Annotated in this window: 22 protein-coding genes; 18 read left to right on the top strand and 4 right to left on the bottom strand. The window is 63.7% G+C overall.

All coding sequences use genetic code 11. The features are described from left to right. Window positions 1–116 precede the first annotated feature (116 nt). Entirely contained in the window at window positions 117–521 is a 405-nt protein-coding gene (locus tag HHL14_RS05240; protein ID WP_169496835.1) for a DUF6232 family protein, read from the bottom strand. A 349-nt stretch (window positions 522–870) separates the two neighbouring features. On the opposite strand from HHL14_RS05240, the gene gltS reads away from it, so the two are divergent. The 9 genes from gltS to HHL14_RS05195 all read left to right on the top strand — a co-directional run bounded on the left by gltS (window position 871) and on the right by HHL14_RS05195 (window position 11,920). Further along, window positions 871–2,073: a sodium/glutamate symporter gene (gene gltS, locus HHL14_RS05235; RefSeq protein ID WP_169496512.1), complete on the top strand. Its 1,203-nt coding sequence runs from the start codon at window positions 871–873 to the stop codon at window positions 2,071–2,073. Window positions 2,074–2,153: 80 nt separating this feature from the next. Next, on the top strand, window positions 2,154–3,857 hold the full coding sequence (locus tag HHL14_RS05230) for a dihydroxy-acid dehydratase (RefSeq protein WP_169496511.1): 1,704 nt from the start codon (window positions 2,154–2,156) through the stop codon (window positions 3,855–3,857). Between the two features lie 86 nt (window positions 3,858–3,943). Next, entirely contained in the window at window positions 3,944–4,804 is an 861-nt protein-coding gene (locus HHL14_RS05225) for a class I SAM-dependent methyltransferase (RefSeq protein ID WP_169496510.1), read from the top strand. 108 nt (window positions 4,805–4,912) lie between these two features. Beyond that, a complete protein-coding gene (locus HHL14_RS05220) occupies window positions 4,913–5,374 on the top strand; it encodes a hypothetical protein (RefSeq protein WP_169496509.1) in 462 nt (153 codons plus the stop codon). 521 nt (window positions 5,375–5,895) lie between these two features. Next, complete coding sequence (locus tag HHL14_RS05215) at window positions 5,896–7,569, top strand: arylsulfatase (protein ID WP_169496508.1); 1,674 nt, start codon at window positions 5,896–5,898, stop codon at window positions 7,567–7,569. Further along, window positions 7,566–8,330 carry a hypothetical protein gene (locus tag HHL14_RS05210; RefSeq protein WP_169496507.1) on the top strand — a complete coding sequence of 255 codons (765 nt, stop codon included), beginning with the start codon at window positions 7,566–7,568 and terminating at the stop codon, window positions 8,328–8,330. Before HHL14_RS05215 ends, HHL14_RS05210 begins: the two co-directional genes overlap by 4 nt. A gap of 49 nt (window positions 8,331–8,379) precedes the next feature. Then, window positions 8,380–9,651: an MFS transporter gene (locus HHL14_RS05205; RefSeq protein ID WP_169496506.1), complete on the top strand. Its 1,272-nt coding sequence runs from the start codon at window positions 8,380–8,382 to the stop codon at window positions 9,649–9,651. An 84-nt stretch (window positions 9,652–9,735) separates the two neighbouring features. Next, entirely contained in the window at window positions 9,736–10,614 is an 879-nt protein-coding gene (locus HHL14_RS05200) for a helix-turn-helix domain-containing protein (protein WP_169496505.1), read from the top strand. A gap of 61 nt (window positions 10,615–10,675) precedes the next feature. Continuing rightward, window positions 10,676–11,920, top strand: coding sequence for a dienelactone hydrolase family protein (locus HHL14_RS05195; protein WP_169496504.1), 1,245 nt, complete (start codon window positions 10,676–10,678; stop codon window positions 11,918–11,920). 61 nt (window positions 11,921–11,981) lie between these two features. Here HHL14_RS05195 and HHL14_RS05190 read toward each other — a convergent pair whose 3' ends face one another. Beyond that, complete coding sequence (locus HHL14_RS05190) at window positions 11,982–12,425, bottom strand: VOC family protein (protein WP_169496503.1); 444 nt, start codon at window positions 12,423–12,425, stop codon at window positions 11,982–11,984. A 150-nt stretch (window positions 12,426–12,575) separates the two neighbouring features. Here HHL14_RS05190 and HHL14_RS05185 point away from each other — a divergent pair, with 150 nt between their 5' ends. The 5 genes from HHL14_RS05185 (at window position 12,576) to HHL14_RS05165 (ending at window position 18,858) form a co-directional block, all read left to right on the top strand. Further along, the gene (locus HHL14_RS05185; protein WP_169496502.1) at window positions 12,576–13,580 is read left to right on the top strand and encodes an AraC family transcriptional regulator; all 1,005 of its coding nucleotides are present in this window, start codon (window positions 12,576–12,578) and stop codon (window positions 13,578–13,580) included. 220 nt (window positions 13,581–13,800) lie between these two features. Further along, a complete protein-coding gene (locus tag HHL14_RS05180; protein WP_169496501.1) occupies window positions 13,801–15,603 on the top strand; it encodes an acyl-CoA dehydrogenase in 1,803 nt (600 codons plus the stop codon). Window positions 15,604–15,850: 247 nt separating this feature from the next. After that, entirely contained in the window at window positions 15,851–16,282 is a 432-nt protein-coding gene (locus HHL14_RS05175) for a VOC family protein (RefSeq protein WP_206002208.1), read from the top strand. Between the two features lie 95 nt (window positions 16,283–16,377). Beyond that, window positions 16,378–16,815 (top strand): DUF1801 domain-containing protein, encoded by a 438-nt coding sequence (locus HHL14_RS05170; protein ID WP_169496500.1) that lies wholly within the window; start codon window positions 16,378–16,380, stop codon window positions 16,813–16,815. Window positions 16,816–17,124: 309 nt separating this feature from the next. Next, the gene (locus HHL14_RS05165) at window positions 17,125–18,858 is read left to right on the top strand and encodes an IlvD/Edd family dehydratase (RefSeq protein ID WP_169496499.1); all 1,734 of its coding nucleotides are present in this window, start codon (window positions 17,125–17,127) and stop codon (window positions 18,856–18,858) included. Window positions 18,859–19,019: 161 nt separating this feature from the next. Here the strand turns inward: HHL14_RS05165 and HHL14_RS05160 are convergent, their stop codons facing one another. Together HHL14_RS05160 and HHL14_RS05155 are read right to left on the bottom strand one after the other, a co-directional pair. Next, complete coding sequence (locus HHL14_RS05160) at window positions 19,020–19,529, bottom strand: lysozyme inhibitor LprI family protein (RefSeq protein WP_169496498.1); 510 nt, start codon at window positions 19,527–19,529, stop codon at window positions 19,020–19,022. Further along, on the bottom strand, window positions 19,516–20,115 hold the full coding sequence (locus tag HHL14_RS05155) for a lysozyme (RefSeq protein ID WP_169496497.1): 600 nt from the start codon (window positions 20,113–20,115) through the stop codon (window positions 19,516–19,518). Before HHL14_RS05155 ends, HHL14_RS05160 begins: the two co-directional genes overlap by 14 nt. A 301-nt stretch (window positions 20,116–20,416) precedes the next feature. On the opposite strand from HHL14_RS05155, the gene HHL14_RS05150 reads away from it, so the two are divergent. The 4 genes from HHL14_RS05150 (at window position 20,417) to HHL14_RS05135 (ending at window position 23,514) form a co-directional block, all read left to right on the top strand. Next, complete coding sequence (locus HHL14_RS05150; protein WP_169496496.1) at window positions 20,417–20,893, top strand: Hcp family type VI secretion system effector; 477 nt, start codon at window positions 20,417–20,419, stop codon at window positions 20,891–20,893. A 379-nt stretch (window positions 20,894–21,272) separates the two neighbouring features. Continuing rightward, window positions 21,273–21,503: a hypothetical protein gene (locus HHL14_RS05145; protein WP_169496495.1), complete on the top strand. Its 231-nt coding sequence runs from the start codon at window positions 21,273–21,275 to the stop codon at window positions 21,501–21,503. A gap of 74 nt (window positions 21,504–21,577) precedes the next feature. Beyond that, window positions 21,578–21,850, top strand: a complete 273-nt coding sequence (locus HHL14_RS05140) for a hypothetical protein (RefSeq protein ID WP_169496494.1) — start codon at window positions 21,578–21,580, stop codon at window positions 21,848–21,850. Window positions 21,851–22,068: 218 nt separating this feature from the next. Continuing rightward, window positions 22,069–23,514, top strand: a complete 1,446-nt coding sequence (locus tag HHL14_RS05135; RefSeq protein WP_169496493.1) for a methyl-accepting chemotaxis protein — start codon at window positions 22,069–22,071, stop codon at window positions 23,512–23,514. Window positions 23,515–23,517 lie beyond the last annotated feature (3 nt).

The following is a 23,517-nucleotide window of genomic DNA, read 5'->3' as shown; positions in this document are numbered from 1 at the left end:
TCAGTTCGTTCGACGAAGCAAACGGATGGCCATGCGGGTGGGAAGGGACTCGGTCGCGCATGGCCTTTGGGAAGGTGAAGCGTAGCAACGCGCGGTGGTGCCGCTTCGCGGTGCCCTCACGCCTTCGGCGCTGCCGAAGCACTCGCGGCCGCAGCCGTCTTCGCCTGCCGCACCGCCGCGCTCACCCGTTCGACGAACTCGCGATCGGTGCTCATCAGCGCTTCGCGCTCGCCACCGGCCGTCTTCACCATCAACCGATGCGTAATGTCCTGCGTGGCCCACGTCAGCCAGCCGACCACGATCAGCATGACCCCGCAGACGAGACCCGACGGCGAGCTCAACACGCCGCCGACGATCGCGCCGATCAACCCGGCCACCGAAATCACGATCGGCAGGACCTTGTTCTTCGGCACGGTGACGACCTGCACATCGACGATATCGCGCAGCGGAAAAACCTGACCCGCGGAAGAAAGCGCATTGCGCGTGACCGACACGCCGCGATCGTTGAAAGGATTGTCCATCATTTGAAGGCAAGGTGGTGAAGGGCGCAGCGTAGCAGACTTCGGTGCGGGACAGCGGCTCGACGGCAGGGATGGACGGTGTTGCGTCAAGAAAAGCTGCCTCGCGCGGAGCGGATTGGCTAAGATGGCGGATGACCGGGCGCGGGTATCGCGTGAGTCTCGCGAGTGTCAGGAAAGGTCTCGACATCGATCGCGGCCTTTCGAGGCAGTCCGCCATGCCGAAAGCCGCCCGGTCCGCGCGAAGCCCGCCGCGGTTTTGCCGACGCGCGAGGCCGTGCCGATTCTCATCGCGCCACGGCCCCGTGCCGGGAAATAACAACGCTGTCACGCTGCCACCCGGAGGCCATTCATGACTATCGGCATCTACGCCACTCTGGTCGCGACCTCGCTGGTGCTGCTACTCGGCGAAAGACTCGTTCAATGGATCGGTGTGCTGCGCACCTATTCGATTCCCGCGCCGGTCGCGGGCGGGCTCGTCGTGGCGATCTTCGTGCTGCTCGCGCGCGTCACCACGCATGTCGAGATCAAATTCGACGCGACGCTGCAAACGCCGCTGATGCTGGCGTTCTTTTCGACGATCGGTCTGAACGCGAATCTGTCGAGCCTGAAGGCGGGCGGCCCGGTGCTGGTGCGTTTTCTTGCGCTGGTCAGCGGCGTGCTGATCCTGCAGAACGTGCTCGGCATTCTGCTCGCGTTCGCGCTGGGCGTCGATCCGTTGCTCGGCGTGCTGGGCGGCTCCGTCACGTTGTCGGGGGGCCATGGCACGGGCGCCGCGTGGAGCCAGGTGTTCACCGAGCATCACGGGATCGCCGCGGCGACCGAAATCGCGATCGGGTGCGCGACCTTCGGGCTCGTGATAGGCGGCGTGCTCGGCGGCCCGATCGCGCGTATGCTGCTGCGCCGGCTCAGCCCTGCCGAACTGCAGCGCGTCAGGCAGCGCGATGAGGAAACGCTGGTCTTCGAAGAACCGAAGGCTCAGCAGCCGACCACGCCCGCCGCGATCATCACGACGCTCACGCTGATTTCCGTCTGCCTCGCCGGCGGCGAAGCGCTCGCCGACCGGCTGGCCGGCACCGTGTTCGAATTGCCGACTTTCGTGTGCGTACTGTTTACCGGTGTGGTGCTGAACAATCTGCTCGCGCTCGTGCGGGTGCAACTCGATCAGCACGCGGTCGCACTGATCGGCAACGTCAGCCTCGCGCTCTTTCTCGCGATGGCGCTGATGCGGCTCGACCTGTGGGAACTGGCCGCGCTGGCCGTGCCGATCATCGTGATTCTCGCCGCGCAGACGCTGCTGATGGCGCTCTACGTGGTGTTCGTCACGTTCCCGGCGATGGGCCGCGACTACGACGCGGTCGTGCTGTGCGCGGCGCAGTGCGGCCTCGGTCTCGGCGCGACGCCCACGGCGATCGCGAACATGCAGGCGATCACCAACCGCTTCGGCCATTCGCACGTCGCGTTTCTGATCGTGCCGATGACCGGCGCGTTTTTCATGGACATCGTCAATGCGGTCGTGATCAAGCTGTTTCTCGCGCTGCCGTTTCTGCACTGAGCGCGCCGGGCGGTGCGCGAGCGTAGACAGTGTCGGCCGTGTCGGCAGCGACGCACAGGTATCCAGGGCAAGCACACACCATGAGCGATCAACCCAGCAACAAGCCGGTCGGCTTCGCCAAAGGTCTCACCAATTACGGCGACCGCGAATTCAGCGTCTATCTGCGCCGCACATTCGCGAGCTCGATGGGCTATAGCCGCGAGATGCTGGAGCGGCCGATCGTCGGCATTGCGCATTCGGCGAGCGGCTTCAACAACTGCCACCGCCATTTCCCCGAGATGATCGACGCGGTCAAGCGCGGTGTGCTCGCGGCCGGCGGCCTGCCGATCGAGTTTCCGACCATCTCGCTCGGCGAGACCTTTCTCGCGCCGACCAGCCTGAAGTTCCGCAATCTGATGTCGATGGACGTCGAGGAAATGACGCGCGCGCAGCCGATGGATTCGGTCGTGCTGCTCGGCGGCTGCGACAAGACCGTGCCCGCGCAGCTGATGGGCGCGGCGTCCGCGAATCTGCCCGCGGTGCAACTGGTCGCGGGGCCGATGTCGACGAGTCGTCATCGCGGCGAACGGCTCGGCGCATGCACCGATTGCCGCCGCTTCTGGGCCCGCTTTCGCGCGAACGAAATCGACGCGAGGGAGATCGACACCGTCGAGCGAAGGCTCGCATCGACCGCGGGCACCTGCGCGGTGATGGGCACCGCGAGCACGATGGCGATCATCGCCGAAACGCTCGGCATGATGCCCGCGAATAGCGCCGCGTGCCCGGCCGTCGACGCGGACCGTCTGCGCATCGCGGAAGAAACCGGGAGGATCGCGTTCGAGCTGATCGCGAAGCCGATCCTGCCTTCCGACATCATCACCGCGCGCTCGGTCGAAAACGCGCTGCGCGTGTTGCTCGCGATCGGCGGTTCGACCAATGCGGTGATCCATCTGACCGCGATTGCCGGTCGTGTCGGCGTGAAGGTCGATCTGCAACGGCTGAACGAACTGAGCGACACGACGCCGGTGCTCGTCAATCTGAAGCCGACCGGCGAGCACTACATGGAAGACCTGTACGCGGCGGGCGGCGTGCCGGCGATTCTGCGCGAGCTCAAACATCTGCTGCACCTCGACTGCCGCACGGTGAGCGGCGAAACGCTCGGCGAGCGGCTGCACGACGTCAGTTGGGTCGATCAGACGGTGGTGCGGCCGTACGCGCAGCCGGTGCGCGAGACCGGCGGGCTCGTCGCGCTATTCGGCAACCTCGCACCGGGCGGCGCGATCCTGAAACGCTCGGCGGCCGATCCGCAACTATTCGAGCGGGAAGGGCGCGCGGTCGTGTTCGAGTCGCTCGAAGATCTCGCGAATCGTATCGATAGCGACGACCTCGACGTGAACGCCGACGATTTTCTGGTGCTGCAGAACGCGGGGCCGACGAGTGCGTCGGCGATGCCCGAAGCCGGCTATCTGCCGATTCCGGCCAAGCTCGCGCGCGCCGGCGTGAAGGACATGGTGCGGATGTCCGATGCACGGATGAGCGGCACCGCGTACGGCACGATCGTGCTGCACATCACGCCGGATTCGGCATCGGGCGGCCCGCTCGGCCTCGTGCGCAACGGTGACCGGATTCGCTTGAGCGTGGCGAATCGCGCGCTCGATCTGCTGGTGTCCGACGAAGAACTGACGCGGCGCCGGGCCGCGCTGCCGCCGCGCACGCAGGCGCCGGCCGCGCGCGGCTATGCGAAGCTGTACGAGCAGGAAATTCTGCAGGCCGACGAAGGTTGCGATTTCCGCTTTCTGAAGTAGGGTGAGCGCCTTCGCTTGAGTTTTGGCTTGATTTCCGCCCGGGCCGCGCTCGTGTGCCACGATGAACGAACCGGAATAGCACCGTCATGAACGATCAACCCCAGGACGTACCCGACAGCACCGCCGCGCGCGTCGCATTGTGGCGCGCGCTGCACGTGCAGGCCGATGCGCCGCCGCACGTGCTCGAAGACGAAGTCGGTCTGCAACTGCTCGCGCCCGCCGAAGACTGGCGCAGCCGCGGCGACATGGACCCGCAATTCACGCGGCCTTTTCGCGCATCGATCGTCGCGCGTGCCCGCTTTATCGAAGACCTGGTGATCGAGCAGGTGGAACGCGGCGTCGGTCAGTATGTGATTCTCGGCGCGGGTCTCGACAGCTTCGCGCAGCGCCGGCCCGAGCTGGCGTCGCGGCTGACGGTGTTCGAAGTCGATCCGCCGGGCCCGCAGGCATGGAAGCGTCGGCGCTTGCGCGAACTGGGTTTCGGCGTGCCGGACTGGCTGCGTTTCGTGCCGGTCGATTTCGAGGCCGGCGATAGCTGGCGGCAGCGTCTCGTCGCCGAGGGCTTCGACGAAAGCCGGCCGGCCGTGATCGTATCGACCGGCGTCAGCATGTATCTGACGAAGGAGGCGAACGCGGCGACGCTGCGCGAAGTCGCCGGGCTCGCGGCCGGTTCGACGTTCGCGATGACCTTCCTGCTGCCGCTGGAGATGGCCGACCCCGACGTGCGTCCAGGGCTCGAGATGGCGGAGAAGGGCGCGCGCGCCAGCGGGACGCCGTTCATCAGTTTCTTCACACCGCAGCAGATCACGGCGATGGCGCGCGAAGCGGGCTTTGGCGAAGCACGGCACGTATCGGCGGAGGATCTGACCCAGCGTTATTTCGCGGGCCGAGCCGATGGCCTGCGGCCGCCGGGCAATGCGGAGGAGTTGCTGGTGGCGGCAACGTAGTGCCCCGCGCTGAACCTGTCCGAACGAGCGGAGGCGATGCGCGCCAATCCGCGATCCCTTCCCCGGCACCGCTATAATCCCGCTCGAATATGGCCAGGGAAGTCACTCATGAAGAAGATCGCAGTCTTTGCACTCGTTGCGTTGGCACTCGCCGCCTGCTCGTCGGAGGAAAAACAGGCCAGGCGCGCTCAGGAGGAAATCCTGCATAGCGAACCGAACCTCGCCGCCGCGCAACGCGGCGCGGTGATCGATTGCTCGCCCACCAATTGCGATGCCGCGTGGGCCGCGACGAAGCGTTATATCGAACAGCATTCCGACACGCACGTGATCCACGCGGACGCGGTCTCGATCGATACCGACGTCCCCGACGATTCGGGCAAGGCCTCGTTCTCGGCGACGCGTGCCGCGAAGGCCAACGGCGGCGCGACGCTCACGCTGTTCGCGCAGTGCCGTGGCATGTATGGCCGCGACAGCGAAAAGGGTTCGGACTACGACGAATGCGCGGACAAGATCCTGAAGACGCAGAACGGTTATGTGCCGTTTCTGCGGTCGCATGCGTCGGCGCAGTGAGTGAACCTGGTGGTGGTCGCGCGCGCCGCTCGGCTCGCATCGACCACTGCCATCGAATTGCTTTGCCTGATGCGTGATTGCCTGATGAGTAAGTCAGTCATGCAACGGACCGTGCTTTTGCGTGAAGTATGACGCGAAGTATCGGTCCGCCTCCAGGCAGCCCGGTTGATTCCGATCATCTGATCGTCTGATCGATTTCGCAATGCCGGCGCGGTCCGCGCGTCGGCGACGATCGGCCACGACCCACAACAGCATTCCCCGCCACGCAAAACGGCACGTCGAGCCGATCCGCCGATCGAGAACCCGTCGAGCCATTGTTACGGCAACGACGCCAGTCCCCTGCCGTTCCCCTCCACACGCCGGCGACAACCGCCCGCCCTTCATTCGCACGCCCATCCCCAGCTCGCGATGGTCCGCTATGCGGACCATTTCTCTTGCACATCGAGCGCGACTTATAGTCGTTTCCAGCCCACCGCCGCCTTCGACAACGCGTGCGGTCAACAGCATGGAGACACCGCGGCATGAGTCAAACGCGAACCCAGCAACGCCCCAATTTCCTGATCGTCATGGCAGACGATCTGGGGTATTCCGATCTCGGCTGTTACGGCAGCGAAATCGCGACTCCGCATCTCGATCAGCTCGCGATGCGCGGTATCCGCATGAACAGCTTCTACTGCGCGCCGTTCTGTTCGCCGAGTCGCGCGATGATGCTGACCGGGCTGGATGCGCATCTGGTCGGCTTCGGCGCGTTGCAGGAGGTGATGGACCCGCGCCAGGCCGGCAAACCCGGCTACGAAATGTATCTGAACGATCGCGCGCCGACGCTGGCCGAGCGGCTGCGCGACAGCGGTTACCGGACCTATCTGTCCGGCAAGTGGCATCTGGGCCGCGACGCCGAGCATGGTCCGCAGGCACGCGGCTTCGATCGGTCTTATGGATTGATCGACGGCTCGTCGGCGCATTTCGACCAGACCGCGACCGGCTCCAACGACCCGTCGATCACGCCGCTCGCGACCTATCGCGAAGACGGGCAACTGATCGATCTGCCCACCGCCGGCTTCTATTCGTCGCAAGCGTATGCGGACAAAATGATCGGCTATCTGGCCGAACACGATGCGTCGAGCGCGCCGTTCTTCGCGATGCTGGCCTTCACCGCGCCGCATTTCCCGCTGCACGCGCCCGACGAATATATCGCCCGTTACGAAGGCCGCTATGCGGTCGGCTATGACGCGATCCGGCGCGCGCGCCATGCGCGTCAGCTCGAACTCGGCCTGGTCGATCCGGCTCGCGAACCGTACGACGGTCATCCGCGCTGGCCGAAATGGGACACGTTGCCGCCCGCCATTCGCGAGCTGGAGGCGCGCAACATGGCCGTCTACGCGGGCATGGTTGAATGCATGGATCACCACGTCGGCCGCGTGCTGGCGGCGCTCGAACAACGCGGTCAGCGGGACAACACGGTGATCGTGTTTCTGTCCGACAACGGACCCGAAGGCAATTCGGTGCTCGACACGCTGCGCACGCGCGACTGGATCCGCGCGAAGATGGACAACCGCCTCGAGAATCGCGGACGTCCGGGCTCGTTCATCGAGCAGGGGCCCGGTTGGGCGCAGGTCAGCAGCACGCCGCATCGCATGTACAAGTCGTTCACCTACGATGGCGGAATCAAGGTGCCGTGCATCGTGTCGTGCCCGCAACGGGTGGGCGCTGGGCGTATCGTCGATGCGTTCGCCCACATCACCGATCTCGCGCCGACGTTCCTGCAGATGGCCGGCGTCGCGCAGGAAACGACCTACAAGGGCAAGCCTGTGCCGACGCTGCAAGGCCGCTCGATGCTGCACTGCTGGACCGAGGGCGGCGACGAAATCCATCCGCTCGATCACGTCACCGGCTGGGAGATGCAGGGCCGCTATGCGTTGCGCGCCGGCTCCTGGAAGCTGGTGCATACGAACCGTCCGTGGGGCTCCGGCGGTTGGGAGCTCTACGACCTGGCCGACGATCCCGGCGAAACGCGCGACCTCGCCGAAGCGCGCGTCGATACGGTGTCGGCGTTGCTGCGCGCGTGGGACGCGTACGTCGTCAAGCACAACGTGATCTGCGCTGACGACATGGCGGACAACCTGTTGTACAGCAACGCCTGCCGCTATTACGAGGATCTCGCGCGCGATCTGCCGCAGCGGGAGGCGCAGCCATGAGTTACGCGCTGCTGCTGAAATGGCGCGATGGCGACACGCACTCGGCGTCGCGCGACGGCATCGCCGCGGTGCTGCGGGATGGGCGGCTCGGCGCGATCGACGGTCTGGTGGAGGCGATCCATTACGCGCCCGCTGTCGTCCGCGATCCGCTGCTCGCTGCGATGCCGTCGCCGGACTCGCTGCTGGTGCTGCACTTTCGCAAACTGGGCGAACTGGCGCGCGCCTGCGCAAGCGGCGGTGCGCTGACAGAGTTGCTTTACCGCAGCCCGCTGCAGGCGCTGCGCGAGCACAATCTGACGGCTCAGGCGATGTGGACGCAACGCTATCCGGTCGCAGATGCAGCAGATGCAGCAGACGCAAGCGCCGCCAAGCCGCCACGCGACGGCTGCGCGTATTGGGCGGGCTACGAAGGCGACCCACCGGACCCGCAGGCCTGGGTAGACGAATATCGCGGCGCGCACGTGCCGCTGATGCAGCGCTTTGCCGACGTGCGCGCGATCGAGGTGTACAACCGCCTCGACTACAGCCCGGCCGATTTGCCGGCGCGCTGCCTGAACTGGATGCTGCGCAGCCGCGTGCTGTTCGATACCGACGCCGCGTTGCAGGCGGCCTTGCACTCTCCGGTGCGCCGCGCGTTGCGGGCGCATCGGGCCGGCATGCCGGAGCATGGCGGCGCCAGCGAACACGTTGCGATGCACGCGCAATCGCTCGAACTCTTGCCGTCGGCGCTCGAAACGACTGCACCGGCAGCAAAAAAATAATCACACGCCGTTTGTTGCGCTAACGTCAGGACACATAGAGGAGACGATTATGGAAAGCCGTGCGACAGGCGGCGTCTCGAAGGCGAGACATGCGACGGTTCTGCTGGGCGTAGCGTTGGGCGGCTTCGTCGGTTATGGGGTGTTCTTTTTCCCGACGCTCGTGATTTTCATGCGGCCGGTGCTGGCGGAATTCGGCTGGGGCAGAACCGAGCTGTCGCTGGCGTTTTCGGCGACGCTGCTCGGCTGCGCGGTCGGCGCGCCGATCGGCGGCCGGTTGCTCGACCGCTTCGGCATCCGGCCGATCACGCTGGCCGCGTCGCTTGCGGTGGGCGCGCTGATGGTCGCGCTGTCGCTGTTCGCGGGACACCTGTGGATGTTTCTCGCGCTGACGTTCGCGATCGGTCTGTGCGGCGCGCCGACCACGGCGGTGGGCTACGTATCGGTGCTGCCGCAATGGTTCAACCGTCGGCTGGGCACGGCGATCGCCGTTTCCACGCTGACCTACGGCCTCGGCAATGCGATCTGGCCGGGTGTCGCGCATAGCGCGGTCGCGCTCTTCGGCTGGCGTACCGGCTATCGGATGATGGCGATTTTTCCGGTGCTGGGCGGCGTGCTCGCGGTGCTGCTGATCGCCGAGCGGCGGCGTTCTTCACAAGCCGGCGGCACATCTGACGCGTTGGGCCTGACGGTGGCGCAGGCGTTGCGCGGTCGCCATCTGTGGACGATGCTGACGATCTTCTTCCTGGTCTCGTCGTGCACGCTGTCGTTCATGCCGCAAATTCCGCTGCTGATTACCGATCGTGGTTTCAGCGTCGCGCAGGCGGCCACGGGCGTCGTGCTGATCGGCGTGGGCAATCTGGTGAGCCGCGTGCTGTGCGGCGTGCTGGTCGATCTGATCGCGGTGCCGTTCGTCGCCTGTGCCTTCTTCCTGCTGACCGCGGGTGGCTTTCTGATCTTCAGGCAAGCGGGCACGTTGCCGCTGCTGAATCTCGGCTGCTTTCTGGTGGGCGCGGCCGTCGGCACGGAGGCCGATCTGATGGCCTATCTGGTGCGGCGCTACCTGGGCACGCGCTCGTTCAGCGCACTCTATGGTCTGAATATGTCGGCCTTCACGCTGGGCGGCGTGCTGGCGCCGCCGCTGCTCGGCGTGTATTTCGATCAGCACCGGAGCTATGCGGTCCCGCTGCTGGCGATGACGCTGTGCATGCTGGTGGCGTCGCTGCTGGTGCTGACCCTCGGGCGATATCCGAAGCTGGGCGAGAGATCGGTGTCCGGCGAGATTGCCTCGATCGATGCGCACGGCCAGCCCGCGACGCAATAAGCGAACAGCGCGCCGGTGTAGATCGGCGCAAAGCGTGGCGAGCCGGTGCAGCGTCACGCGCGGCATCAGCCTGGAGCGAGCACGATGAACAAGCGCAACGATCCGCAGCAAGACGACGCGAAGCAAGACGACGCCACCGCGCAGGGGCCGGCGATCCAGTCGCTCGCGCGCGGCTTGCGCGTGCTCGCGTTGCTCGGCAGCGGAGCCAGCTTCGGGTTCCTGCAATTGCAGCGCGAAAGCGGGCTGTCGAAGGCCACCACCGCGCGCATTCTGCAGACGCTGGAGCACGAAGGCTGGGTGTCGCGACGCATGGTCGACGGTCGATATCATCTGAGCGGACCGACGCAGGCGACCGATGCGATGACGCTCGCGCTAGGCCGCCTGACCGAACTCGCGGCGGAGCCGTTGCGCCGGATGCAACGCGAGACGCTGTGGCCGTCCGATATCTCGATCTGTGACGGCTTCAAGATGGTGATCCTCGAAAGCAATCGCGGCAACGGCCCGCTGACGATCAACCGACGCATCATGGGACTGCATCCGCGCATGCTGTGGTCGGCGGTGGGGCGCGCGTATCTGGCGGCCTGTCCGCTGCGCGAACGCCAGCGCATCCTGAAGAATCTCGCGAGCTCCGCGCATCCGGACGATCTGCAGGTCGCGAACAAGGCCTGGGTGCGGCAGGTGCTGGCCGACACGGAGAGCCAGGGCTACGGCATGCGCGCTGCCGACTATCCGAGTCCCGATCAGGCGTTTCCAGGGCAGCTCAGCGCGCTGGCCGTGCCGATTCGCGTGCGCGGCCACGTGATCGCGTGCCTGAGTCTGATATGGATCGTCAGCATGGCGAATCATCGGCAGATCGCCGGTTCCTATCTCGAGCTGATGCGCCGGACCGCCGATGCGATCGGCGTCGAATTCGAAAAACATGGCTTCGACAAACCGCTGTGGCTGGACTCGCGTTTCAGCTGAGCGGCGGCGTTCTGTCGGCTGCCGATTCTTTTCTTCCCTGTATCGATTGGAGTGTTTCGCGATGGGTCAAACAATTCAGATTTCCGCCACGGATGGCTCCGGCGCGTTCGCCGCTTACCTCGCCACGCCGCGCGGCGGCAGTGGGCCGGGCATCGTGCTGTGCCAGGAGATCTTCGGCGTGAATGCGGCGATGCGCGAACTCGCGGACCGGTACGCGGAGGAGGGCTACGTGGTGCTGGTGCCGGATCTGTTCTGGCGTCTCGAGCCCGGTGTCGAACTCGGCCATGCGCCGCACGAGTGGCAGCGCGCGTTCGAGCTTTTCCAGCGCTTCGATCAGGAACACGGGATGGCCGACCTCGACGCGACGATCCACGCATTGCGCGGCCGCCGCGAACTCGATGCGCCGTACAACGTGGGCGTGGTCGGCTACTGCCTCGGCGGCCGGCTCGCTTTCCTCGCGGCCTGCCGTTTCGACATTGCCTGCGCGGTCGGCTACTACGCGGTCGGCCTCGAGGACGTGCTGCACGAAGCGGAGGGCATCGCGGGCCGTCTGGTGTTGCATATCGCCGGTGAGGACAAGTACTGCGCGCCGGCCGCGCGCGAGCGGATCGCGGCGGCGTTCAGCGGCAACGGCTGCGCCGAGGTGTATGTGTATCCCGGCGCCGATCACGCTTTCGCGCGTCCCGCCGGCGAGCATTACGACAAGCCGGCCGATCTGATGTCGCATCAACGCACGATCGCCGCGCTCAAGCGCGAGATCGGACCGGAGTTCGATCTGTCGGCGCTGTGGGACAAACATTGCGAATACGAATTCGCCACCCGCGACGTCGACGACACGATGGCCACGATGGTGCCGGAGCCCTACGTCAACCATATTCCGACGATGACCGGAGGGGTCGGCTATCGGCAGCTCAAACGCTTTTACCGCCATCACTTCGTGCACGGCAATCCGCCGGATACGCGGCTGGTGCCGCTGTCGCGCACGGTGGGAGCCTCGCAGATCGTCGATGAAGTGCTGTTCTGCTTTACCCACACGACCGAAATCGACTGGATGCTGCCGGGCATCGCGCCGACGGGACGCTACGTCGAGATACCGCTGGTCGCGATCGTCAAGTTTCGCGGCGACAAGCTCTATCACGAGCACATCTATTGGGACCAGGCGAGCGTGCTGGTGCAGATCGGCAAGCTCGACGACGGGAGCCTGCCGGTGGCCGGCATCGACACCGCGCGCAAACTGCTCGACGAGACCTTGCCGTCCAATACCCTGATGGCACGCTGGAGTACGAGCGCGGATCTCGCCGCGTGACGCGGTGCGATCTCGCGTGGCGCGGTGCGACCGTGAGTGACGCCGTGCCCATCACGATCCGCTACTGATCGAACAGCGCCGTATAACGGCGCTGCATCTCCTCGGGCGTCAGCGCCTCGATCTGTGCGCCGAGCATCCATTGATGGCCGAACGGATCGCGCACGGTCGCCGAGCGCTCGCCGTAGAAGTGATCGGTCAGCGGCCGCACCACGCTCGCGCCGGCTTGCACCGCCTGCGCGAAGAGCCGGTCGACGTCGTCGCAGTGGATGTGCAGCAGCACGCAAGGAGAGCTGTCTTCGCCCGGCCCGAGCATGCCGTGCTCGGGATATTCGTCCGACAGCATCACGATCGCCGGACCGATCTTCACCTCGGCATGACCGATGCGCCCGCTGGGCTCGGTCAGGCGAAACTGTTCGACGCCGCCGAACGCTCGCGTGTAGAACTCGATGGCCTGCGCGGCATTGCGCACGCGCAGGTACGGATAGACTTCGTGAATCGCGCTCATCGTCACCTCCGGTTAACGGTGATTCATTATCGGAGAAACGGCGGGCTTGCGCGATGCAGTGCGGGAGCAAGGGCAGGAGCAGGGCAGATGAGCGCCATCGCGCGGCGCGACGCGCTATGCTGATGCGTTTTCGTTCGCCCGAATCACTCCATGCACGCTCCTGGCGCCACCGTACCGATCTCGCTCGTCAATGGCTTTCTCGGCAGCGTCGTCACGCGGCCGGATATCGTCGATCGGCATCTGGCGGCCGCCAACATTCCGCGCGCGCTGCTGAACCAGCCCGGCGCGCGCGTCACCGAGGAACAGTTCTCGACGCTCTACCGCGCACTCGCGATCGAACTCGACGATGAAATGCCCGGCGTGTTCGCGCGCCCGCTACGCAGCGGCGTGCTCAAGTTTCTCTGCCTGAGTCTGCTGGATGCGCCCAACCTCGAAACCGCGATGCACCGGTTCGGCCAGTTTTTCCATCTGGTGCTGGACGACTTCCGCTTCGAGTCGCGCCGTGGCGAACTCGTCGCGAGTCTGACGCTGCATCCGGGCAGCACCGGCGCGTACCCCGGCGTGCTGGGCCAGGAGTTGATGCTGAAGCTCGCGCATGGGATCGCGTCCTGGCTCATCGGTCAGCGGATCGCGTTGTTGCAGGTGCAATTCGCGTTTCCCCGTCCGCCTCACGCGCTCGAATATCTCTATCTGTTTCCCGGTCCGGCGAAGTTCGACTGCGCGCAGACCTCGATGCAGTTCAGCAGCACCTACTTCGATATGCCGGTGCGGCAGCGCAAGGCGAATCTGCGCCGGTTTCTCGCGCGCGCGCCGGAAGACTGGATCTTCGTTTCGTTCAACGAACAGCTTTTCAGTCATCGCGTGCGGGAATATCTGGCCTCGCGGCTGCCCGACGTGCCGACCATCGAAGAGGCCGCGCAAGGCCTGCACTGTTCGGTCCGAACGCTCTGCCGTCATCTCGCCGCCGAGGGCACCGCGTTTCAGGTGCTCAAGGACGAACTGCGCCGCGACATCGCGATACAACGCCTGACCGGCACACGCGAGCCCATCGCGGCGATTGCGGGCGACGTCGGCTTCGGCGATCCCACCGCGTTTCACCGCGCGTTCCGTCACTGGACCGGCAGCACGCCGGCGGCCTATCGTCGAGGCGGCTGAGCTTGCCATGCTGGCCATATCGACGCGTCGGCGTCCCCTGCCGACGCGGTTTTGGGCGTAGTTTAGCGCCACTGATGTGGCCAGATATGTCAATAGATCGTCCTGATCGGATAGCCGGTTAGCGCCCGTCCGCGGCTACGATTCAGCCACGCGTTACCCCTGACGCCTCGCCGCCAGCCGGGTGACCCTCTCTACGGACTATCTGATCGGAAGAATCGCAATGAGCTACGTGGCGCCCCTCAAGGACATGCTGTTCGCAATCACGGAACTGGCCGGAATCGACCGTCTGTCGGGCTTGCCCGGCTGCGAAGACGCGACCTCCGACACCGCGCGAGCCGTGCTCGAGGAGGCCGCGCGGCTGCACGAGGACGTGCTCGCGCCACTGAATATCGATGGCGATCGCAACCCGAGCGCATGGCAGGACGGCGTCGTCACCGCGACGCCCGGCTTCAAGGACGCGTTTCGCCAGTTTGCCGAAGGCGGCTGGCAGGGTTTGCAACATCCGTCCGGCTACGGCGGCCAGGATCTGCCCAAGCTGCTGTCGACGCCCTGCATCGAAATGCTCAACGCGGCCAATCTGTCGCTGGGGCTGTGTCCGCTCTTGACCGACGGCGCGATCGAAGCGCTGTTGACCGCCGGCAGCGAAGAACAGAAGCAACGCTACGTGCCGAAGCTGATCTCCGGCGAATGGACCGGCACGATGAACCTGACCGAGCCGCAGGCCGGCTCCGATCTCGCGCTCGTGCGCACGCGCGCCGAGCCGCAGGCCGACGGGTCGTTCAAGCTGTTCGGCACGAAGATTTTCATCACGTGGGGCGAGCACGACATGGCGACGAACATCGCCCATCTCGTACTGGCGCGCACGCCGAGTGCGCCTGAAGGCGTGAAGGGCATTTCGTTGTTCCTCGTGCCGAAGTTTCTGGTCAATGAAGACGGTTCGCTCGGCGAGCGCAACGACGTGCATTGCGTGTCGATCGAACACAAGCTCGGCATCAAGGCGAGCCCGACCGCGGTGCTGCAGTTCGGCGATCACGGCGGCGCGATCGGTTACCTCGTCGGCGAGGAGAATCACGGCCTCGAGTACATGTTCATCATGATGAACGCCGCACGCTTCGCGGTGGGCGTGCAGGGTGTGGCGATCTCGGATCGCGCGTATCAGCACGCGGTCGCGTATGCGAAGGAGCGCGTGCAGAGCCGGCCGGTCAACGGGTCGGCGAAGCAGTCGGTCGCGATCATCCAGCATCCGGACGTGCGGCGCATGCTGTCGACGATGCGCGCGCTGACCGAAGGCGCCCGCGCGCTCGCCTATGTGGCGGCGTCGCATTGCGACTTCGCGCATCGTCATCCGGACGAGGCCACGCGCGCGCGACATCAGGCGATCTACGAATACCTGGTGCCGATCGTGAAGGGCTGGAGCACGGAGATGTCGCTGGAGGTGACGAGTCTCGGCGTGCAGGTGCATGGCGGGATGGGTTTCATCGAGGAAACCGGCGCCGCGCAGTACTACCGCGACGCGCGCATTCTGCCGATCTACGAAGGCACCACTGCGATCCAGGCGAACGACCTGGTCGGCCGGAAGACCGCGCGCGATGGCGGCGAGGTCGCCGCGCTGCTGCTCGCGCAGATCGACGCGACGCTGGCCGAGATCGAGGCGCATGCGTCGTATCGTTCGAGCGCGGCGTTTCAGGCGATGTATCGGCATCTTTCGAGCGGCCGCGATGCACTGAATAGCGCGGTGCGTTTCGTGGTCGAGCATGTCAGGCGCGATCCGAACGCGGTGTTCGCGGGCAGCGTGCACTATCTGACGCTTGCGGGCATCGTGCTCGCGGGTTGGCAGCTTGCGCGCTCGCTCGTGCTTGCCGCCGACAAGCGCGACGAAGACCTGGCTTTCTATGACGCGAAGATCGCGACCGCACACAGCTACGCGACCCAGCTGCTGCCGCGCGCGCTCGCGCTCGAAGCGTCGATTCGCGACGCGCGCGATGGCGAAGGCGTGCTGGCGCTGCGCGAAGACCAGTTCTGATCGAGCGGGTAACTTAAGGCGTTCGTGAAGCGTGTCGCAAGGATGCGCTTCGCGATGGGCGCGATGTGTTGCAGGCAAACGCGAGCAAAGCTTGCGCGGGCATCTCGGCGGTGCCCGCAAACCGCCGCCCAGTCGGCTTCGACGGCATGCACCGCCGGCTCGCCGATGCGAGTATTAAATGTGAGCGTTCGCTCATAAGATTCTCCGTGAGGCGCGCGACCTGCGCTCCCATCCAACGGAGATCGACATGACTGCTATCACCACGACAATGAAGCTCAATCACATGAGCTTCCCTTCCTCCGACGTCGCCGCGACCGCGACGCTCTTCGCGCAGCATCTGGGTTGCACGGTGGCGGCGCGCGGCGCGAGCTGGTTCCTGAAGCGCTCTGGCTTCGACATCGTGATCGACGACGCGGCGGGCCGGCCGGTCGATTGGCCGCGCAATTTCCACATCGGTTTCGAGTTGCGCTCGCTCGATGAACTGCGCGCGCTGTACGAACGGATGAGCGGGGCGGGCGTCGCGATGAAGACCGCGCTGTTCAGCCACGAACGCGGCTCGCGATTTTTCTGCGAAGCGCCGGGCGGGGTGCTCGTCGAAATCAATACACGCGCGGATGCGGACGCCGAATATCGCGGCACGTTCGAGCGCTTCGATCAGATTGATCACGTCGATCATTGAGACGCGGCCGGGTCGCGCGGGATTCCAATCGGCGGATTATTACGGCATCCTGTGCATCACGATTGACGTGAACCTTTGCCGGAGCCCACGTACCGATGAATGCATCCGACCGTATCGACGAAATGATCGCCGGTCTCACCGACTGGCGCGGCGCGACCTTCGCGCGGATCCGCCAATGCGTGCTCGCGGCGGACCAGGACATCGTCGAGGAATGGAAGTGGATGGGCAGCCCGGTCTGGTCGCGCGACGGCATGATCGCGGTTGCCAACGCGCACAAGGGTAAGGTCAAGCTGACCTTCGCGCACGGGGCGGGGCTGGCCGATCCCGCGGGGCTTTTCAATGCGGGCCTCGACGGCAACGCGCGACGCGCGATCGATTTTTTCGAAGGCGACAGGATCGACGAGCGCGCGCTGAAGGCGCTGGTGCGCGCGGCGATCGACTACAACCGGAGCCATCTGAAGAAGAATGCGCGGCCCGCGCAGCCGAAAGCCGGGAGTAAGAAAAACGCTGGGGGCGCGGACGGCGACGCGTGAAGAGTTGATGAAGGACAGAGGGACCGGACGCTTTCGCGCAGTGTGGAGAGCCCCTTGAGACGCCCGCGCAAGGCCGCCATCCGCTGTGCGATCCGGCACGGCGCCACGCCGCTGGCTCGACCGCCGCTCAATACCAGAACTGATATCGATATGACCAAAAATATGATTGGAAAGATATCAACCCGCTCCGTACACTTCACCAACCCTGCAACCTGAGCGACAGCCTTCCGTCGTAGCGCCGGTCGTGCCGCGCCGCTCCGGTCTAACTGGCCGGTGTTGGTGTCCCGGCACATGCATCAAGGACATAGCATGTCGGAAAAAAAGCGGAAATTGCGCTCGACCGAATGGTTCGGCACAGCTGACAAGAACGGCTTCATGTATCGAAGCTGGATGAAGAATCAGGGCATTCCCGATCACGAATTCGACGGGCGTCCGGTGATCGGCATCTGCAATACGTGGTCCGAGCTGACGCCGTGCAACGCGCACTTTCGCAAGCTCGCCGAGCACGTGAAGCGCGGGATTTACGAAGCGGGCGGCTTTCCGGTCGAGTTCCCGGTGTTCTCGAACGGCGAGTCGAATCTGCGTCCGACCGCGATGCTCACGCGCAACCTCGCGGCGATGGACGTCGAGGAAGCGATCCGCGGCAATCCGATCGACGCGGTCGTGCTGCTGACCGGCTGCGACAAGACCACGCCGGCGCTCTTGATGGGCGCGGCGAGCTGCGACGTGCCGGCGATCGTTGTCACTGGCGGGCCGATGCTGAACGGCAAGCTCGACGGCAAGAACATCGGCTCGGGTACCGCGGTGTGGCAACTGCACGAATCGCTGAAGGCGGGCGAGATCGACCTGCATCAGTTCCTGTCGGCCGAGGCGGGCATGTCGCGCTCGGCGGGCACCTGCAACACGATGGGCACCGCGTCGACGATGGCCTGCATGGCCGAAGCGCTCGGCACCTCGCTGCCGCACAACGCCGCGATTCCAGCGGTCGATTCGCGTCGCTACGTGCTGGCCCACATGTCAGGAATCCGAATCGTGCAGATGGCGCACGAGGACCTGAAGCTGTCGAAAGTGCTGACGCGCGAGGCGTTCATGAACGCGATTCGCGTGAACGCCGCGATCGGCGGCTCGACCAATGCGGTGATTCATCTGAAGGCGATCGCGGGGCGTATCGGCATCGATCTTGAACTCGACGACTGGGTGCGCATCGGCCGCGATACGCCGACCATCGTCGACCTGATGCCGTCGGGCCGCTTCCTGATGGAGGAGTTCTATTACGCGGGCGGTTTGCCGGCCGTTCTGCGCCGGCTCGGCGAAGCGAACCTGCTGCCGCATCCGGGCGCGCTGACGGTCAACGGCAAGTCGCTGTGGGACAACGTGAAGGACGCGCCGAACACCAACGACGAAGTGATCCGTCCGCTCGACAAGCCGCTCGTCGCCGATGGCGGCATCCGTGTGCTGCGCGGCAATCTCGCGCCGCGCGGCGCGGTGCTGAAGCCGTCGGCGGCGACGCCGGAATTGCTCAGGCATCGCGGCCGCGCGGTGGTGTTCGAAAACTTCGAGCACTACAAGGCGCGCATCGTCGACGAAGCGCTCGATGTCGACGCGAACTCGGTGCTGGTGCTGAAGAACTGCGGGCCGAAGGGTTATCCGGGCATGGCCGAGGTCGGCAACATGGGCCTGCCGCCGAAGCTGCTGAAGCAGGGCGTGAAGGACATGGTGCGAATCTCGGATGCACGCATGAGCGGCACCGCATACGGCACCGTGGTGCTGCACGTGACGCCGGAAGCCGCGGACGGCGGCCCGCTCGCGGCGGTGCAGGACGGCGACTGGATCGAACTCGATTGCGATGCGGGCACGCTGCATCTCGACATCAGCGACGTGGAGCTCGCGCGCCGTCTCGCGCAGCACGTACCGCCAGCACCACCGGAAGGCGGCGGGTATCGGCGTCTTTACATCGATCACGTATTGCAGGCCGACGAAGGGTGCGACCTCGACTTTCTGGTGGGCTGCCGGGGGGCGGAGGTGCCGCGGCATTCGCATTGATGTGATCAAGCTGGACGTCGCTGCGCTGGTGTTCAGACGATAACGCCATCCGTACCCGCACCCTAAGCTCGAGTACGGATGGCGCAGCGACCGCGCCTATTGCTACCGGTTCTGGATGCGCGAGCCGACTTCCGTGGATCGGCTTTCGCAGTCGTTATGGCTCACCCGGCGTCCAAAAACTTTTCTAATTGCCTGGTTCGGTCCAGCGTGAGTTCTTTCATACATCCCCAAAAATCAATGTAGCGCGCGGATGCTTCTCCAATCGCATAGACGTAGGCATAGCAGTAGTTGTCGCGATACTTCACCCAATTGTCCTGCGCGCCAATGAAGTCGGGTCCCGCGAGAGGATCGCCGGACTCCTTCGATTCTTCATCGGCCTCCTTTACCTTCCCGAGGATTTTCGAGTAGGTCGAATTCAGGTCCTGGCTCAGACGTTCAAAGTCCCGTTGTTCGCATGCGGCGAGATCGGCATTGGACGCGTGTTCGCCGGTCTTGCAGAGGCGGTCGATTTGCTGAGGTGTTTTTCCTGTGAAATAGATCGACGATGAAGGGATTGCCCGGTAATCGAACGTCACGGAATAAATGGTTTTTCCGTGGGCGCTCGACGTGAAAGACGATGCCGCAATAATCCACGTCGCCGCGAGTATGATCAGATATCTAGTGACTTGCATCGTAAATTCCCTGTGCGAAAACGCGTGCTTCCGACAGACGACGCCGATGCAAACGCGGATTGCGACAATGGAAAGTGGTTATATAGGTCGAGATGTTCTCATAGTCGGCATGATTGACCCGGCGCGTCATTTCGATTGCTGCATTCCCGGAGCCGGCATTGAATAAGATGCTAACCATTGCATCGTACTCATATTGATGCAAGGGGATATTTATGTTTCTATTGATGGCGTTTTCTGTTCGACGTAAATCATTTTCCAGTAGTGCTGTTGCATGAGCAACGGCGATGGTTTGACCCACCTGTAAATTGTCTTCCGGAACGACGAGGTGGCCACACCCAACCGTTGGGTTTCCTCTGTCATCGCGATAAACCAGCAAAATCATACCATTGGATACAGGGGCATCGATATGTGTCTGGTCCGGATGGAAGATTCTGGTCGTACCTTCCAGGCGGCCACTTTCCCAAACGGCGATGAATGTTTTAATCCTCCCCGATGCTCGCCACGGTCTGTCGTGCCTATTGCCAGGTGCGCCAATATATGAATTTGAGGCGCTATTTATTGTGGTTGATCCGTATGCGTTTGGCATTGCATTCCTGTCTGTCTCATGGGTTCTGGTTTTTAATTTATGGGTAAATTGGAAGAAATGAAATAAGAGAATTCCGAAGACTGGATTTTATGATTCGAGTATTGTTAAAAATAGAATTCGAGATATTTTTTCTCGAAATGCATGTGGAGATTTAAGAGTTGTCTGACTGTGGTGAGATGATGGCCGTTGTACTGTCGGGTGCTGGTGGGGAGAATTCCCGATTTTCACTTCGACGTTCATCCGAGGTGCATGTGTTTGTCTCAACCGTGTTTATCTCAACCTTACCCGGCAAAAATAAGAAATGACGCAAGATATTTTTATAAAGATCGACGGTATAGCCGGAGAGTCGCAGGACGAACTGCATCCTGGAGAAATCCAGGTAAGCAGTTGGCGCTGGAAAATGTCCCAGCAGTCTTCAATGATGACCGGCTCACGCGTAGGTCCGGCCAGGGCCACGGTCAACGATCTGGAATTCGTGCATCAGATCGATCGTGCAAGTCCGAACCTGATGCGTTACTGCCTGACCGGGCGGCCTATACCCACGGCTGTGCTGAGCACACGCAAGTCGGGGGGCGTTCCTGTTGATTTCCTGAAAATTACCTTGGGCAACGTCGTGATTACCGCGGTCGAGCCTATTGTGTTTGACGGGAGTTACTACGAGCACGTCACGTTGTCATTTGCCCGGGTGAAAAGCGACTACACGCTGCAAAGTCCGGCTGGCGGAAGCGCGGGAACGGTTTCGGCTAGTTTTGACATCAAGGAGAACCTTGTGCGGTGAGGCGCCTGAATTATTTCGCGCTGGCTATCGGACTGTGCGCTTCTATCGCAGCGGCCTTTTCCATTTACTCGACCGCCGGATTTCGTCTGTCATCTGTTGTGACAGTGGGGACGGTTGCGAGTGTGAGCGCGGGAAGACGTCATCCGCGAATCGCATTCGATAGAAAGGATGGGCATCACTATGAGCGCCCGACTGGCACGATACGATCGTTCGAGGCCGGACAGGCCGTTCCCATCCGATATCGCCCCAAGGATCCCACCGGATCGGCCATGATCGATAGTGCATTCGATCTATGGGCCCCCTCAGTTTTCCTGGTGATTCTCGCAGTCGGCTTTCTCGATGCGGGATTGAGAGGCGAGCCGCTTAGAAAAGGCTTGCGATGATGGTATTGCGAGAAAGTCGATGGAAATTCAACACGAGCGCAGGTGCTGGAATTGGTTTCGGCGCGTTCAACTCAGAAGGCGGAATGTTCGCGCTCGACGCTCCGTCAGGGCAAACACACGAATATATTTTCAGCGGCTTTGGAATGGGGACATCCCGCGGGCTTGCAAAGCTGCTACGCATTCCAAAACTCGCATTGCCGAAAGTGCTCATAAAAAAGATGAATTGAGTGCGTCAGCTTCAACGACTGACTTCACAAGCAAGGGCAAGTTGTATCTAACGGATTCGTTCAAAGGCGCTGACGTGACGAATCCGCAAAGCCTGGAAGGCGGAACGGTCTACCTGGAAGGGGCAGTCTGTTATCTGTTTGGCGGTACGGGCTCATTCATGCTGCTTGGTATCAACCATCATCTTCTTCTCATGGCAGTGGTGAAGCCGGATTTGATTGGTACGGCCATTCGCAGTGCACCGGCTGCATTGGTTATGGAGGGAGTCAACGGAGGTCTGCAAGATACAGCGGGATTTGCGTTCATGTTCGGGAAAATAAAATGCGGCGACCTGCATGTCGACGGGTAGCGTGGATGATCCACCGTTCATCCGTTTTCTCACCCCTTTCGAGCACTTCCTCCATTCCCTCAAGTCACCTGCACCCCATGCCGTAAACGGGCATTGCGGGGGTAAGCGTCGGCACGTGCGCATACAGCACGGCACGGCGCGATGCATGGCAGATACGGCAGGCACCGCAGTGCAGTCTCCGCTCAAACAATAACGACACGAGAGAAAAGAGGCCCGACATGAGAGCGAGCGACGAGCTATTGCGGGCGATCTATCAACGCGCGGACCGGTTGATGATCGTCGTGGTGTGGATGCTGTTCGGCGTGTCATGTCTGCTCGCCACGCGCTACTACACGTGGCAGGCGGTCTGGCAGATCGGCCTACCGGTCGCGCTCGTCGCGACCTTGCTCGTCTGGCGCTGGGCCGGCGCGCTCGTCACGCGGCTCTTTCTCGCCGCGAGCCTGATGACGTTCGCCGCGTTGCAGATTCATCAGGTACACGGCGTGACCGAATTGCACTTCGGCGTCTTCGTGCTGATGTCGTTCCTGCTCGCGTATCGCGACTGGCGGCCCATCGCCTGCGCGGCGGCCGTGATCGCGGTTCATCATCTGACGTTCAACTATCTGCAGATCGCCGGGCTCGGCGTGTATTGCTTCACCGAGCCGTCGTTGCTAACAGTCATCGCGCATGCGATCTACGTCGTCGTGCAGGCGGGTCTGCTGATCTACATCGCACTGCACATGAAGGCCGACGCGCGAACCGGCGGCGAGCTGACGTTGCTCGGCGCGGGACTGTCGCGCGAAGCCGGCAAGTTCGATCTGCGCCACACGCAGATGCCGCTCTACGGCGCGAGCAGCCGCGCATTCAAAGGCACGCTCGACGCGATCCATCACGCGCTGCGCGAAATCACCCGAACCACCGCGCGTATGGCGGCGTCGTCCGACCATATCGCCAGCGGCAACCAGATGCTGCTCGAACAGATCTCCGCGCAAGCCGACGAACTCAGGACCACCGACGCCGCGATGGCCGAGATCGCCCGCAAGATTCGCGAAAGCGCGGCCCAGGCGGCGTCGGCGAATGCGTTGTCGCGACAGACCTCGCAGGTCGTGCAGCAAAGCGGCGCGGCGGTCGGAGAGCTGGTCGGCACGATGAGCGAGATCGATGCGACCGTGCAGCGGATGGGCGACATGATCGCGACGATCGAGGGCATCGCGTTTCAGACCAACATTCTCGCGCTGAACGCAGCGGTCGAAGCGGCGCGCGCGGGCAATGAGGGGCGCGGCTTCGCGGTCGTCGCCGGTGAGGTACGCACGCTCGCACAGCGCAGCGCGAACGCCGCGCGCGAAATCCGCCAGCTGATTTCGGCGTCGCTGCAGAGCGTCGAACGCGGCTCGGCACTCGCGGCGCGCGCGGGCGACACGATGCAGCGCGCGGTCGGTCACGTCGAGGAAGTGGTCGGTCTTGTCGAGCAGATCAGCGCGGTGAGCGATGCGCAGAGTCGCGACGTCGATCGTTTCAGCGAGGGCGTCGAGCGCATCGACGCCGCGTTGGCCGGCAATGTCGGCAACGTGAAGGGCGTGGCGTCGGCGTCGGGCGATCTGCGCGAGCAGGCGCGGACCTTATCGACGGCGATGGCGGTGTTTATCGTCGAAGCGGATCAGGGCGAAGTTGCGGCATCCGTTTGATGC

This window comes from Paraburkholderia antibiotica (genome assembly GCF_012927125.1).
GTDB classification, from domain to species: domain Bacteria; phylum Pseudomonadota; class Gammaproteobacteria; order Burkholderiales; family Burkholderiaceae; genus Paraburkholderia; species Paraburkholderia antibiotica.
Note: the sequence above shows the minus strand (reverse complement) of the source record. Positions and strands in the feature narration are given on the sequence as shown.

Excerpts from the sequence above, each read along its gene's own strand:
- HHL14_RS05160 (WP_169496498.1), bottom strand. The coding sequence starts at position 19,529 with ATGCAAGTCACTAGATATCTGATCATACTCGCGGCGACGTGGATTATT.
- HHL14_RS05150 (WP_169496496.1), top strand. The coding sequence starts at position 20,417 with ATGACGCAAGATATTTTTATAAAGATCGACGGTATAGCCGGAGAGTCG.
- HHL14_RS05135 (WP_169496493.1), top strand. The coding sequence starts at position 22,069 with ATGAGAGCGAGCGACGAGCTATTGCGGGCGATCTATCAACGCGCGGAC.
- HHL14_RS05190 (WP_169496503.1), bottom strand. The coding sequence starts at position 12,425 with ATGAGCGCGATTCACGAAGTCTATCCGTACCTGCGCGTGCGCAATGCC.
- HHL14_RS05205 (WP_169496506.1), top strand. The coding sequence starts at position 8,380 with ATGGAAAGCCGTGCGACAGGCGGCGTCTCGAAGGCGAGACATGCGACG.
- HHL14_RS05185 (WP_169496502.1), top strand. The coding sequence starts at position 12,576 with ATGCACGCTCCTGGCGCCACCGTACCGATCTCGCTCGTCAATGGCTTT.
- HHL14_RS05145 (WP_169496495.1), top strand. The coding sequence starts at position 21,273 with ATGATGGTATTGCGAGAAAGTCGATGGAAATTCAACACGAGCGCAGGT.
- HHL14_RS05165 (WP_169496499.1), top strand. The coding sequence starts at position 17,125 with ATGTCGGAAAAAAAGCGGAAATTGCGCTCGACCGAATGGTTCGGCACA.
- HHL14_RS05225 (WP_169496510.1), top strand. The coding sequence starts at position 3,944 with ATGAACGATCAACCCCAGGACGTACCCGACAGCACCGCCGCGCGCGTC.
- HHL14_RS05175 (WP_206002208.1), top strand. The coding sequence starts at position 15,851 with ATGACTGCTATCACCACGACAATGAAGCTCAATCACATGAGCTTCCCT.
- HHL14_RS05170 (WP_169496500.1), top strand. The coding sequence starts at position 16,378 with ATGAATGCATCCGACCGTATCGACGAAATGATCGCCGGTCTCACCGAC.
- HHL14_RS05155 (WP_169496497.1), bottom strand. The coding sequence starts at position 20,115 with ATGCCAAACGCATACGGATCAACCACAATAAATAGCGCCTCAAATTCA.
- HHL14_RS05220 (WP_169496509.1), top strand. The coding sequence starts at position 4,913 with ATGAAGAAGATCGCAGTCTTTGCACTCGTTGCGTTGGCACTCGCCGCC.
- HHL14_RS05215 (WP_169496508.1), top strand. The coding sequence starts at position 5,896 with ATGAGTCAAACGCGAACCCAGCAACGCCCCAATTTCCTGATCGTCATG.
- HHL14_RS05230 (WP_169496511.1), top strand. The coding sequence starts at position 2,154 with ATGAGCGATCAACCCAGCAACAAGCCGGTCGGCTTCGCCAAAGGTCTC.
- HHL14_RS05210 (WP_169496507.1), top strand. The coding sequence starts at position 7,566 with ATGAGTTACGCGCTGCTGCTGAAATGGCGCGATGGCGACACGCACTCG.
- HHL14_RS05195 (WP_169496504.1), top strand. The coding sequence starts at position 10,676 with ATGGGTCAAACAATTCAGATTTCCGCCACGGATGGCTCCGGCGCGTTC.
- HHL14_RS05180 (WP_169496501.1), top strand. The coding sequence starts at position 13,801 with ATGAGCTACGTGGCGCCCCTCAAGGACATGCTGTTCGCAATCACGGAA.
- HHL14_RS05200 (WP_169496505.1), top strand. The coding sequence starts at position 9,736 with ATGAACAAGCGCAACGATCCGCAGCAAGACGACGCGAAGCAAGACGAC.
- gltS (WP_169496512.1), top strand. The coding sequence starts at position 871 with ATGACTATCGGCATCTACGCCACTCTGGTCGCGACCTCGCTGGTGCTG.
- HHL14_RS05240 (WP_169496835.1), bottom strand. The coding sequence starts at position 521 with ATGGACAATCCTTTCAACGATCGCGGCGTGTCGGTCACGCGCAATGCG.